This is a genomic window from Microbacterium proteolyticum (assembly GCF_014192415.1).
Taxonomy (GTDB): Bacteria; Actinomycetota; Actinomycetes; order Actinomycetales; family Microbacteriaceae; genus Microbacterium; species Microbacterium proteolyticum.
The window spans coordinates 587,907-601,014 of record NZ_JACHXY010000001.1 but is presented as its reverse complement, the minus strand read 5'-3'; the positions used below and the strand labels follow the sequence as shown (position 1 = coordinate 601,014).

The 13,108-nt window shown below is 71.6% G+C and carries 10 protein-coding genes; 8 read left to right on the top strand and 2 right to left on the bottom strand.

Annotated elements, in window-relative coordinates; genetic code table 11:
- Window positions 1–269: 269 nt before the first annotated feature.
- Window positions 270–788, bottom strand: a complete 519-nt coding sequence (locus tag FHS07_RS02750) for a DUF1697 domain-containing protein (protein ID WP_183418371.1) — start codon at window positions 786–788, stop codon at window positions 270–272.
- Between the two features lie 223 nt (window positions 789–1,011).
- Window positions 1,012–2,439 (bottom strand): dihydrolipoyl dehydrogenase family protein, encoded by a 1,428-nt coding sequence (locus FHS07_RS02745; protein WP_183418370.1) that lies wholly within the window; start codon window positions 2,437–2,439, stop codon window positions 1,012–1,014.
- Window positions 2,440–2,953: 514 nt separating this feature from the next.
- Between FHS07_RS02745 and FHS07_RS02740 the strand changes: the two genes are divergently transcribed.
- The 8 genes from FHS07_RS02740 (at window position 2,954) to mpaA1 (ending at window position 13,087) form a co-directional block, all read left to right on the top strand.
- Window positions 2,954–4,591, top strand: coding sequence for an AlkA N-terminal domain-containing protein (locus FHS07_RS02740; protein ID WP_183419377.1), 1,638 nt, complete (start codon window positions 2,954–2,956; stop codon window positions 4,589–4,591).
- Window positions 4,588–5,085 (top strand): methylated-DNA--[protein]-cysteine S-methyltransferase, encoded by a 498-nt coding sequence (locus FHS07_RS02735; protein WP_183418369.1) that lies wholly within the window; start codon window positions 4,588–4,590, stop codon window positions 5,083–5,085. Before FHS07_RS02740 ends, FHS07_RS02735 begins: the two co-directional genes overlap by 4 nt.
- Window positions 5,086–5,457: 372 nt before the next feature.
- Window positions 5,458–7,314 carry an ABC transporter ATP-binding protein gene (locus tag FHS07_RS02730; RefSeq protein ID WP_183418368.1) on the top strand — a complete coding sequence of 619 codons (1,857 nt, stop codon included), beginning with the start codon at window positions 5,458–5,460 and terminating at the stop codon, window positions 7,312–7,314.
- Window positions 7,311–9,128: an ABC transporter ATP-binding protein gene (locus FHS07_RS02725; protein ID WP_183418367.1), complete on the top strand. Its 1,818-nt coding sequence runs from the start codon at window positions 7,311–7,313 to the stop codon at window positions 9,126–9,128. Before FHS07_RS02730 ends, FHS07_RS02725 begins: the two co-directional genes overlap by 4 nt.
- Before the next feature lie 257 nt (window positions 9,129–9,385).
- Window positions 9,386–10,495 (top strand): daptide biosynthesis RiPP recognition protein, encoded by a 1,110-nt coding sequence (mpaB, locus tag FHS07_RS02720; RefSeq protein WP_183418366.1) that lies wholly within the window; start codon window positions 9,386–9,388, stop codon window positions 10,493–10,495.
- Window positions 10,492–11,742 (top strand): daptide-type RiPP biosynthesis aminotransferase, encoded by a 1,251-nt coding sequence (gene mpaD / locus FHS07_RS02715; protein WP_183418365.1) that lies wholly within the window; start codon window positions 10,492–10,494, stop codon window positions 11,740–11,742. Before mpaB ends, mpaD begins: the two co-directional genes overlap by 4 nt.
- Window positions 11,739–12,953, top strand: a complete 1,215-nt coding sequence (locus FHS07_RS02710; protein WP_183418364.1) for an iron-containing alcohol dehydrogenase — start codon at window positions 11,739–11,741, stop codon at window positions 12,951–12,953. The genes mpaD and FHS07_RS02710 overlap by 4 nt, the downstream gene beginning before the upstream one ends.
- Window positions 12,950–13,087 carry an MpaA1 family daptide-type RiPP gene (gene mpaA1 / locus FHS07_RS02705; protein WP_183418363.1) on the top strand — a complete coding sequence of 46 codons (138 nt, stop codon included), beginning with the start codon at window positions 12,950–12,952 and terminating at the stop codon, window positions 13,085–13,087. Before FHS07_RS02710 ends, mpaA1 begins: the two co-directional genes overlap by 4 nt.
- The last annotated feature ends 21 nt before the right edge of the window (window positions 13,088–13,108 follow it).

The window sequence follows — 13,108 nt, the reverse complement described above, 5'->3', positions numbered from 1 at the left end:
TCGCCGCCCTCGTGACTTCGGTCGCGGGGGCGGTGTTGCGTGTGCGGGGCCTGGGGTGCGGTGTGGGGTTGGGGTGCGGGGTTGGGGTGCGGTGTGGGGTTGGGGTGCGGGGTTGGAGTGCGGTGCGGCGCGGGGTGCGGCGTGGCGTGAGAAACGCTTCGGCGTGGAAGAAACGCCTTGACGGGGCGTTTCCTCCGCGCGAGGGCGTTTCTCGATGGGGGATGACGCTGTGCGGGGCATCCGCGCCGACCGACGCCGTGCGAGCAGCGTCAGGCGCTCATCTCGATGAGCTTCGCCACCGTATTGGCGTTGCGGGCTGTACCGACGACCCCCAGTCGCTTCTCGAACCAGCCGGCCTGCAGCTTCGATCCACCGATGCCTTCGGGATACCTCACGAACACCTCGCGGCCGTCGAGAACGGCCTCTTCGGGGAGGCCGTCGGGCAGCGCCAGGGTCGCTGACGACGGTCGGCGGTCGAGGAACACGGTCTGCACCCACCGCCCCTCTGCGGCATCCGCGTACGGGTTCCGCGACACGGTGGCGACGAGTTCCTCGTGCGTGCGCACGACCACGGGAAGGTCGAAGCCGAACGCGCCGCGCACGGCGCCGCGGATCGCCTGCGCAATGTCGTCGGATGCGCGCCCGGCAGCGTCGAGCACGACGTTGCCCGCCACCTGCAGCGTCGCGACCTCGCCGAGACCTGCGGATGCCAGCACCTCGCGCAGCGCGGGCATCTTCAGCGCCGTGGGGCCTCCGACCCCGCGGATGAGGGCAACAGTGCGAGGCATGCTGCGACCCTACGCCGACCGGAAGACCACCGGCCTCGACTCGTCGCGCAGGCCCGGGAATCTCGACGAGAAACGCCTCGACGAGTGAGAAACGGCGGGATGAGGCGTGTCTCGCACGATAGGGCGTTTCTCAACGCGTCGGAACCCTGCCGTCCCGGCCGCGCGCTACCGCGACCGACTTCGTCGGGATTACGTATCGCCGCTCCCGGCCGCGCACTCGCCGTCAGGCGGAGTCGCGGCCGAGCGTCTCGAGCAGACGGAGCCACACCTCACTCACTGTCGGGTACGACGGCACCGCGTGCCAGAGGCGCTTCACGGGCACCTCGCCGACGATGGCGATGGTGGCGGAGTGGAGCAACTCGGCGATGTCGGGGCCGACGAAGGTGGCTCCGACGAGCACACCGCGGTCGAGGTCGACGATCACGCGGGCCTTGCCCACGTACGCGTCGGACTGCTCGCTCGATCCGGCGATGCTCGCGAGGTCGTAGTCGAGGACTTTCGCGTTCAGCCCCTTCTGTTCCGCTTTGGCGGCAGTGAGACCGACGGATGCCACTTCGGGATCGGTGAACGTCACCTGGGGGACCGCGTCGTGATCGGCGGTGGCGACGTGCGCGCCCCATGGAGCGTCGTCGACGTCGGTGCCCTGCGCGCGGGCGGCGATCACGTCGCCGGCGGCGCGGGCCTGGTACTTGCCCTGGTGGGTGAGCAGCGCGCGGTGATTGACGTCTCCCACCGCGTAGAGCCAGTCGAAGCCGCGCACGAGCAACGTGTCGTCGACGTCGAGCCACGAGCCGGCCTCGAGGCCCACGGCATCCAGTCCGAGATCTTGCGTGCGGGGGGTGCGACCGACGGCGACGAGCACCTCGTCGGCGGTGACGGTCGTGCCGTCTGAGAGCTCGAGAACGGCGCGGCCGTCGTCATCGCGACGGGCGGCGGTCGTGTCGGCCCCCGTCTTGACGGTGACGCCGCGGTCACGGAGCGACGTGGCCACGAGTTCGCCCGCGAACGGCTCGTTGCCGCCGAGCAACCCGGAGCGCGCGATGATCGTGACCTGCGAGCCGAGGCTTCGGAAAGCGGTCGCTATCTCGGCGCCGACGACGCCCCCGCCGATGATCGCGATCGATGCGGGGATCTGCTCGACGGCGGTGGCCTCGCGGCTCGTCCAAGGGGAGATGTCGGTGAGGCCCGGGATGTCGGGCAGGAGTGCCGCCGAACCCGTGCAGACCGCGACGGCATGCCGGGCGACGAGGTCGGTGACGCCGCCGTCGGCGGCCGTGACGCGCACGGTCTTCTCGCCGGTGAGGGTGCCGTGGCCGCGCACCAGGTCGATCCCCGCGCCCTGGAGCCACTGAACCTGGCCGGAGTCGTCGTAGTTGCTGGTCATCGTGTCGCGGCGGCGCAGAACGGCTTCGACGTCGAGGTCGCCGGTGACGGCCTGCTTCGCCCCGTCGACGTCGCGTGCAGCGCGGAGGACGGCGGCGCTGCGCAGCAGAGCTTTGGACGGCATGCAGGCCCAGTACGAGCACTCGCCGCCGACGAGTTCCGACTCGACGATGGCTGCGGTGAGACCGGCCTGCACGGCGCGGTCGGCGACGTTCTCGCCGACGGGGCCGGCACCGATGACGATGAGGTCGTATTCGCGTTCGCTCATGCCGGTCACGTTATCGAGGGCCACCGACATCGCATGGGGGTTGCGTTGTCCGCCCGGAAGCCGGAGTGCTCGACCGCGGGCGTCGGGCGGGTGGAGGGGCGTGGGGGAGGGAGCGGTAGGCGGCTTCGCCGGGCACACCGCGCACGGCGGCGCACGGGCATCCGGTTCCCCGGCAACCGAGAGAGCGCGGGAGTTCCTCGACCTCGCCCTCTGCCGCGTCGGACCGACCTCTGCCGAGGGCGCCGCCGAGGACGCCAGCCGCAGCGGCGTCTCCGTCTTCACGCCCGAGTCGTCGTGGACGGCGGAGTCCAGCCGCCCGGGCGACGGGCTGCCCCTGCAACCGCGCTGCCGCGCCGCACGGGACCTCCGCGAGTCGGACGTGAGCCGATGGGTCGAACTCGTCGTCGAGACCGGAGCGGGGCGGCGGCGCGGTGGCGCGGTGGCGCGAGGCCCGTCCACACCCGTGTCCGATTTCCGCCAGCCGATGTCGGAGGTCGGTGGCAGGGTGGATGCCATGACCCCCACCATCGTCGATGCTCCCGGCTTCACCGAGCGGTACCGCGTCATCCAGTCGCGCGATCGCCGCTTCGACGGGCAGTTCGTCACCGCGGTGCGCTCGACGGGCATCTACTGTCGCCCGAGCTGCCCGGCGCGCACGCCGAAAGAACAGAACGTCACGTTCTACGCCACCTCGGCCGCCGCGCACGAGGCCGGGTACCGGGCGTGCAAGCGGTGCCTGCCCGAGGCCGCGCCCGGCTCTCCGCTGTGGGACGTCCGCGGAGACGTCGTGGCGCGCGCCATGCGGCTCATCGCCGACGGCGTCGTCGATCGCGAGGGCGTGCCGGGGCTCGCCGGCCGGCTGGGCTACTCGTCGCGGCACCTCAGCCGTCTGCTGCAGGCCGAGCTCGGCGCCGGGCCCCTCGCGCTCGCTCGCGCCCACCGTGCACACACCGCGCGGGCCCTGCTGGTGGGCACGGAGCTCTCTTCGGCCGACGTGGCGTTCTCCGCGGGTTTCTCGAGCGTGCGGCAGTTCACCGACACCATCGGCGAGGTGTTCGGGATGCCGCCGCGCGACCTTCGCGCCCGGCGCTCGCACGCCTCGGGGATCGAGGCGTCGGCGGGTGAGATCGACCTCGCCCTCCCGGTGCGCGGCCCGATCGACACGGTGGGCCTGTTCGGATGGATGCGCGCACACGCCATCCCGGGTGTCGAGGTGGGCGGCGCCCGCTCCTTCGCGCGCGTCGTGCGCTTGCCGGGCGGGCCGGCGTGGTTCGAGGTACGTCTCGCCGACGACGGGCGCCTACGCCTGCGAGCCCGGTTGTCGGCCCTCGCCGACCTGGGCACCCTCATCTCGCGCGTGCGACGCCTCTTCGACCTCGACGCCGACCCCCTGGCCGTCGATGAGTCGCTCTCGCAGCATCCCGAACTCGCCCCCGCCGTCGCGGCCATCCCCGGTGTGCGGGTTCCGGGTGCGATCGACGCCGACGAGATGCTGCTGCGGGCCATGATCGGCCAGCAGATCAGCGTGGCATCCGCCCGGACGATGCAGGGGCGTCTGACGGCCGAACTCGGGGAGTCCGTCGCGGTGGGGCCCGAGCCGATGACGCTGTTCCCCACGCCCGCGGTCATCGCCGAGCGGGGGCTGGAGGTGCTGCGCGGTCCGGCTGCGCGGATGCGGGCGATCGTCGAAGCGGCGGACGCCCTCGCCGACGGCCGCCTCACCCTCAGCCCGGGCGACGACGGGGTCGAACAGCGCGAGCGGCTCCTCGCGATGCGCGGGATCGGACCGTGGACCGCCGACTACGTGCGCATGCGGGTCCTCGGCGATCCCGACGTCCTGCTTCCCGGCGACGTCGCGGCGCGCGCGGGTGCCGCCGCCCTCGGGCTGCCCTCCGACCCACAGGGCTTCACGGCGTGGTCCGAGCGCCTCGCTCCGTGGCGCAGCTACGCCATGGCCCACTACTGGTACGCAGCTCCCGTCACGCAGGCATGGCGTGCACCGGCCGAAACGGCGGCAGTGGTCGCTGCGGCGCGACCGCGCCGGGCGCCCCGCAGCGGCCGTGCCGACGTCGTCGTCTCCGGCCTCGCCGTCGAGATCCCCGCCGGATTCCCCGCATCCCGTCCCGAAACAGAGAGCGAGACCCTCGCATGACCACCGCGACCCTTCAGTTCGTCGACACCCCCGACGGCCCGTTCGCCATCCTGGCCGACGACGCCGATCACGTGATCGTGTCGGGGTGGACGGCCGAGGTCGACGCCGTGCTCGCCCGGCTGCGCCCTGCTCACCGGCCGACCGACATCGTCGCGGGCGAGACCATCGCCGCCGACGCGGTGCGCGCGTACTACGCCGGTGACCTCGCGGCGATCGACGAGGTCGTCGTGGCTCAGCGGGGGACGACGATGCAACTCGCGGGCTGGAAGGCGCTGCGCGAGATCGCGCCGGGTGCCCCGCTGACCTACACCGGATTCGCCTCGGCGCTCGGCTCGCCGACGGCGGTGCGTGCCGCGGCGTCCGTGTGCGCGCGCAACGCGGTCGCGCTCTTCGTGCCCTGTCACCGCGTGCTGCGCGGCGACGGGAGCATGGGCGGCTTCGCCTGGGGCACGAGCGTGAAAGAGAGCCTGCTCGCGCGAGAGCGCGCGGCGTGATCGTGCGGGCCCGTGCACGCGGCGCGCCGGGAGCCGGACGCGGCTGACCGCCCGTCGAGCGTCACGACCGAACGGGAGCGAGAGCTCGGGTGTCGAAGACGCTCTTGCCCCCAGCGATCTCCCAGGGATATTCTGGAGGGCTGCCGTCCCCCCGGCGGAAGCTCCACACGATGAAGGAGGATGCCATGTACCGAACCGACGCCCTCGTCGCCGTGGTCGCCGCGCCCTCCGTCGCTGCGCGCCCCGGCCGACGCCTCTAGGGTTCCGTGTCGCGCTCCGGCGCACCGGCACCGCCCGAGCGACGACTTTCGTCGCGCCCCGGCATCCCTCCCCGCGCCCCACCCCGGCGCCCGCTTCGACCCCACGAGGATCATGACCACCGCTTCGCCGCCACCCCGCCTGTCGACACTGCGCGCTCTCGCGCGGTTGCTTCCCATCGCGCGCCCCGTGCTGCCTCGCCTCATCGCCGGTGCCGCCACGGCTCTCGTCGCGAGTCTGCTCGCGCTCGCCATCCCGCTCGTGCTCGAGCAGATCGTCGCCGGCCCCATTGCCTCGCTCGACGCCGGCGCCCTCGTCTGGGGCTCGCTCGCGGTACTCGGCCTCGGCCTCGCTGAAGCCGCGATGGTGTGGCTGCGGCGTTGGTTCGTGCTCGCGCCCGCGACCAAGGTCGAGTACGACCTGCGTCAGTCCTTCTACTCGCGTCTGCAGCGGCTTCCGGTGGCCTTCCACGATCGCTGGCAGTCGGGGCAGCTGCTGTCGCGCATGATGCAGGACATCAGCATGCTCCGCCGCTGGCTCGCCTTCGGCGTCATCCTGCTCGTGGTCAACATGCTCACGATCATGATCGGCGCGGTGCTGCTGTTCCGGTGGCACTGGCTGCTGGGCGCACTGTTCCTGGTCACCTCCGCCCCGGTCATCTACGTCGGTTTCCGGTTCGAGAAACGCTACGGCGCACTGACCCGTCAGAGCCAGGACCAGGCGGGCGACCTCGCCACCTCGGTGGAAGAGAGCGTGCACGGCATCCGTGTGCTCAAGGCTTTCGGGCGCGGGAAGCACGCGCTGCAGAAGTTCACCCGCCAGGCGGAGTCGCTTCGCGAGACAGAGATCGACAAGGCCCGCGCGATCGGCTGGATCTGGTTCTGGCTCGTGCTGCTGCCCGACATCGCCTTCGCCGTGTGCCTCGGTGCGGGTATCGTGCTGACCCAATCGGGTCAGCTGCAGGTCGCCGAGCTGGTGGCGTTCTTCGCCATGGCCACGGTGCTGCGGTGGCCGATGGAGTCGATCGGCTTCCTGTTCTCGTTCCTGCTCGACGCGCGCACCGCGACCGACCGCATCTTCGAGGTCTTCGACGAGGAGAACACCATCGTCGACCCCGAGAACCCCCGCACCATCGCCGCCCCCCGTGGCGAGCTCACGTTCGAGGGGGCGCGTTTCCGATACCAGGATGCCGCCGACACCGAGCCCGATCTGCTCGACGGCGTCGACTTGGTGCTGCGCCCGGGCGAGACGATGGCGCTCGTGGGCCTCACCGGGTCGGGCAAGACGACGCTCACGACCCTGCCCGGTCGCCTGTACGACGTCACGGGCGGACGCGTGCTGATCGACGGCGTCGACGTGCGCGACCTCACGCTCGCCGAGCTCCGCCGCCACGTCGGGATGGCCTTCGAAGACGCGACGCTGTTCTCTCAGACGGTGCGCGATAACGTGCTTCTGGGGCGCGAAGACCTCGTGCCCGGGTCGCCCGAGTCGGAGGAGATCCTGCGCGAAGCGCTGCAGGTCGCCCAGGCGCACTTCGTCTACGACCTGCCCGACGGACTCGACACGGTCATCGGCGAAGAGGGTCTGAGCCTTTCGGGCGGCCAGCGCCAGCGTCTCGCCCTCGCCCGCGCGGTAGCCGCGAGACCGGCCGTGCTCGTGCTCGACGACCCGCTGTCGGCGCTCGACGTCGACACCGAAGCCCTCGTCGAGGACGCCCTGCGCGAGGTGCTCAGCGAGACCACCGCCCTCGTCGTCGCGCACCGCCCGTCGACGGTCACCCTGGCCGACCGTGTCGCCCTGCTCGAGGACGGCCGCATCACCGCCGTCGGCACGCACTCCGACCTGCTGCGCGAGAGCGATCACTACCGATACGTCATCTCGAGCCTCGAAGAGGCCGAGCGCGAGGCGCGGACCGGAGCCATCCCGGTGATCCCCGATGACGCCCGCACCGAGAAGGAGGCGACCCGATGACCACCGCGACCGTCTCCGGAACCAGCGGCGAAGACCGCTCCGACTACACCCGTGCGGAGAGCCGCGCGATCCGTCAACGTTCGCTGCGGCTGCTCGGCACGCTCGTGTCGCCGCTGCGCGGACAGCTCGTGCTCGCCGCGGCCGTGCTGGTGGTGTCGACGGCGCTGCGCGTCGCCGGCCCCGCGCTCATCGCCTTCGGTATCGACAACGCCCTGCCCGCCGTCATCGAGCGCAGCGAGTGGATGCCCACCTACGGGGTGGTCGGCGTGTATCTGCTCGCCGGCATCGGTGGTGCCGTGCTCATCGGGTGGTACGTCGTCGTCGCCGCCCGGCTGACGCAGGCGGTGATGCTCGACCTCCGCAAACGCATCTTCCTGCACACGCAGAAGCTCAGCCTCGAGTTCCACGAGTCCTACACGTCGGGCCGCATCATCTCGCGTCAGACGAGCGACCTCGACACGATCCGCGAGCTGCTCGACGGCGGTCTGAACGAGCTCGTCTCGGGTGTGCTCTACGGCTTGTTCACCCTCATCGCGCTCTTCCTCATCGACTGGCAGTCGGGGCTGATCCTCACCGTCATGGGTATCCCGATGTACCTGCTCATGCGCTGGTTCTACATGCGCTCGCAGGTGATCTACCGGGAGTCCCGTGTGATCAGCGCGCAGGTCATCGTGAAGTTCGTCGAGACGATGACGGGTATCCGCGCGGTGAAGGCGTTCCGTAAAGAGCCGCGCAACGACGACGACTTCGGCACGCTCGCCGCCGACTACCGCGACGTCAACATGCGCTCGATCAAGCTCTTCGGAACGTTCGAGCCGGGCATCATGGCCGTCGCCGCGGTCTCGGTCGCCCTCGTGCTGCTGTGGGGCGGTGGGCGAGTGATCGCCGGTCCGCTGGAGATCGGTGTGCTCACGGCGGCCGTGCTGTACGTACGCAACTTCTTCTCGCCTCTGCAGGAGGTGGCGTTCTTCCTCAACTCCTACCAATCGGCCACGGCCGCTCTCGAGAAAGTGTCCGGTGTCCTCGAAGAGGAGCCGACCGTTCCCGACCCGAGCGACCCTGTCGACCTGTGGACGGCGAAGGGGAATGTGCGCTTCGACGAGGTCACCTTCGGCTACTCCGACGATCGCGTCATCCTTCCGCACTTCTCGCTCGACATCCCCGCCGGGCAGACGATCGCGCTCGTGGGCACCACCGGTGCCGGCAAGTCGACGCTTGCCAAACTCGTGTCGCGGTTCTACGACCCGACCCGGGGCTCAGTGACTCTCGACGACGTCGATCTGCGCCGGTTGCACCCGAAAGACCTGCGCCGCGCCATCGTGATGGTCACTCAGGAGGCGTACCTGTTCAGCGGGACCGTCGCCGACAACATCGCGCTCGGAAAGCCGGATGCGACGATGGACGAGATCCGCGCCGCGGCTCGCGCGGTGGGCGCCGATGCGTTCATCGCGAAACTGCCCGACGGCTACGACACCGACGTGAACAAGCGCGGTGGACGCGTCTCGGCGGGCCAGCGTCAGCTGATCTCGTTCGCCCGGGCGTTCCTCGCCGACCCGTCGGTACTGATCCTCGACGAGGCCACGGCGTCGCTCGACATCCCGAGCGAGCGTCTCATCCAAGACGCGCTGCAGACCCTGCTGGCCGACCGCACCGCGATCATCATCGCCCACCGCCTGTCGACGGTGGCCATCGCCGATCGTGTGCTGGTGATGGAGCACGGGCGCATCATCGAAGACGACAGTCCCGCCGCCCTCATCGCGGGTACGGGCAAATTCGCACAGCTCCACGCCGCCTGGCGCGAGTCGCTCGTCTGACCTCGCCTCCAGGGGATGCCACGTCCCTGCGCCGCCCGGTGTACGTGGCATCCCTCGGCCGTGATGGCGTGGCGCCCGCGTGCCGACGAGCGGCCCGCCGGGCTGCTGAGGTGATCGCTTCCGGGCGACCGGGTGAATCGGAACTCCTCACCGCGCGCCGCCCATGAGGCATGTATACATTTCTTCTCAGTCCTCTGTCTCAGCGGGGACCTCCGCACTCCGGACGAGCGCGGAGCTGCGGCGAGGGGAGGTGTCTTGTGACCGGAGGAGCGGTCGACGAGCGCGACGCGCGCCTCGTCGTGGAATGGATCACGGGGCGACACCGGTCCTTCCGGCGTGCGGTCTTCTGTGCTCCGGGCGCGCCCGCCGGTCGGGTCGCGGTCGCGCTCGGCGCGGACGACGTCCTGCTCGTCCCCGATGCCCGCCCGGTTGAGACGGCGGCGCGGGTCATCGGCTACCGGGGAGCGTTCGACGACATCGGCGACACGCTCCACGTCGCCGGTCACACGGTCGAGCTGCAGCACTACGCCTCGGCGGCCTACGTCGAGCTCGTGGGTCCCACCGCCATGCGCTTCTTCGACCTCGACGGATGGCGCGCTTTCCTCGACGACGCCGACCTCGCTCGAGACGCGGGCGTCTTCGCCGGCCCGCTCGTCGACCCGAGACTGCGGCTCGCTGATGCCGACGCGGTCGACGCACCGTTCGACGTCGCCCCGCCGAATGCTCTCCACATCCACGCCGATGGTCGCATCACCGCGGGCGCCCAGGGCGAGCACCTCGGCTCCGTCGACACCGCCGTCGACGACCTGTGGGCCGCCCGCCCGCGGTGGACGGCCCTGACGGACGTCGTCGCTGAACCCGTCCTCGTCGACGGACTCGCCTCCCGGCCGTGGCTCGCGCGCTACCTGCGTGCCGCAGAGGTGTGGGGCGTGCTCGGGATCCGACCCGGTGAGGGGCGGGTCGACGGGTTCGGATGGTCTGCGGACGCGGAGTCGGAGGGTGACGCGCGGCCCCGGCCAGAGGACGCCTTCCTCGTGGAGACGGCGGCGGGAGTGCTCCTCGCCGACCTGCGCACCCGTCGACGGCAGCGCCTCTCCGACACGACCGCCGCGGTCGTGGCGATCCTGCAGACCTCCAGCGATCCCGACAGTGCCGCGCAGCGTCTCGCGCGGATGAAGCGGATATCCGCGACGTCCGCCGCGCACTTGTGCGCCGAGGCCGCGGAGCGTCTCGGAGTCCGTGCCGGCGTACCCCTGGCATCCCGGTTCGCCCGCTCCGCGCGCGAAGTATCGTCGTCACCGGTTCCCGGGCCGAGGGCATCGGGGCCCGGTCCCTCGGCGCCCGTCGTCGTCAAAGGAAACGCGTGAGTCCCGTCTGGCCGGCCCTGGTGCGCGCCGATGCGAGATTCGGCGCCGATCGGATCGCCGTCTCGGCGCGCGGCCACCGCATCCGCTACGCCGACGGGTCGGAGCGCCTATGCGCGACGAGCGGCCTGTGGAACGTGCCCCTCGGCTACGGCCACGAAGGCGTCGCGGATGCGATCGCGAAAGCGCTGCGCGACGCGTCGTACCTCACGCTCTTCCGGACCGTTCACCGCCCCGCGCTCGAGGCTGCGGACGCCCTGCTCGACCTGACGGGGCGCGAGTCGTACCGCCGCGTGATCTTCTCGACGTCGGGCGGTGCGGCCAATGACGCGGTGATGAAGCTCGTCAGGCAGTACCAGGGGGAGCGCGGCGAGGGTGCGCGCACGCTCGTCGTGGGCCTGCGCAGCAGCTACCACGGCACGATGTACGGCAGCCACGCGCTCAGCGGCGACGCCCTCGGCCAGGGTGCGTACGCACTCGACCGGCGCACGGTGCGTCACGTCGACCATCGCGACGAGGGTGCGGAGCTCAGGGCGCTGCTGCGACGCGAGGGGCCCCGCGTGGCCGCCGTCGTCGTCGAGCCGGTGCTCGGCACCGGCGCTCACCCGCTTTCGAGAGCGTTCGTCGAGACGGTTCTGGACCTCCGCGACGAGCACGGCTTCCTGCTCGTCGCCGATGAGGTCGCGACGGGATTCGGTCGCACCGGGCCGCTCTTCGCCTCAAGGGAGTGGACGCGTTCGCCCGACCTGCTGGTGCTGTCCAAGGCCCTCACCAACGGAGCGGTCGGAGCCGCGGCGGTGCTCGTCGGTGCGCGCGTCGCGGCGGAGTTCGCCGACCGCGGCGCCGTGTTCGTGCACGGCGAGACCCAGGCCGGGACGCCGACGTGCGCCGCTGCCGTCAGCGCGGTCGCGGAGGAGTTCCGCGGGTGCGGGATGCGGGATGCCATCGCCCGCGTGAGCGCGGGGGTCCGGGCGCTCGCCGACGGCCTCCTGCGCGACGGTCTCGCCATCGAGGTCCGGGGTCGCGGCGCCTTCCTCGGCCTGGCGCTGGCGGACCCTGTCGAGCCCCGCTTGCCCGCTGCGCGCGTCGCCGAGCTGGTGGCCGCAATCCACACGGCCGGGGCGATCGTGCATCCGGGGGTCGACGGCATCCAGCTCCTCCCCGCCTACGGTTACACCGACGCCGACTTCGCGGAACTCGACGCGGCGATCCGGGTGGGCCTTGCCCGAATGGCGGAGCGGTGGTCGTGAGCGCAATCGTGCACCCGCGACGCTCGACGCTCGTCGCCGGGTTCTCCGTCGCCCGTTCGGTATGCGCGGCGGTGACGGCGGGACGTCGGACGGCTGTCGTGGTCGACGCGCGGCTCGCGCATCTGGCCGACGCCGTCGCGCATCCTGCGGTCGTCGTCGCCCTCGACACCGCCCGCGTCGACGCCTCGGCCGTCGCCGCCATCTCTGCACGCCTTCGGGACGCCCGGGTCGAGACGGTCGTCGCGGTGGGAGGGGGCACGACGATCGACACGGCGGCGGTCGCCGCGGTCGGTATCGCGTCGCCCCGCACGCTCAGGTGGGCGCTCGATCGGTCGGAGCGTGTCGCGGTCGTGCCGCTGCCGCCCCCCGACGTCGCAGCGATCGACGTCATCGCCGTTCCCACCACCGTCGGCACGTCCGCCGAGACGAACGCCGTCGCGATCGTCCGCACGGATCACGGGCAGCGCTTGATCGTCGGCGAAAGCCTTCGCCCGCGCCACGCCGTACTGGACGCCGATCACTACACCACGCTCGCGGGAGTGCAGGTCCGGACGGGATGCCTCGAAGCGCTCCTGCGTTTGGCCGGTGCCAGCACGGCGGAACGTGCGCACCCCCGGGCGCACGCGCACGCCGTCGCGATCGGCCGTGCCCTTATCGGGCTCGGCGACGGACCCCTGTCACCCGCGGCGCGGCTGAGGGTCGCGCGCTGGAGCGCGGCCACGCAGCGCACGGCGGCCTTGCGCGGGCGCGCGTCCTTCAGCCCACGTCACTGGTACCTCGCCAACGAGGTGTCCTTCGTCGCCCGCACGACGAAGATGCGCGCGACGGCGTCGATCGTCGCCGGCGTGTGGCGATGCATCGAGGACGGCGACCCCCGCTGGGGAGCGTCGCGGCCGTTGAAGGCGTTCTGGCGCGAGGTGGTCCGCGAGACGCGGCTCCCGACGGCTCCGTCGGCCGGCATCGATGCTCTGGTCACGCGATGGGCGCTCCCTCTCGCGACCCGACCCGACCCGGACGCCCTGACGTCGATGGCGGTCCGCGTGGAGCGGTGGTGGGGCGGGCGGGCACCCGCTCTGCCCGGGATAACGGCGCCCGACGTGCGCGCGGTGCTCGAGGGGGCCCGGTGGGCTCCGACCCCGCGTGCGTCGACGCGTCACGACTCGCCCCCGGAGACCATCCCGATGAGATCGAGAGGAGGTGACCACACATGACGTCTCTCGCTCTTTCGCCGCAGCTGCAGTTCGAGGAGCTCGACGCCCTGGAGACCCCGAGCTGGGAGAGCTTCTATCAGGGCGTCCTGGGCGGACTCGCCGTCGTCGGTATCGGCGTCGCTATCGCCACGTGAGGGTCGAACCGGTCGACCCCA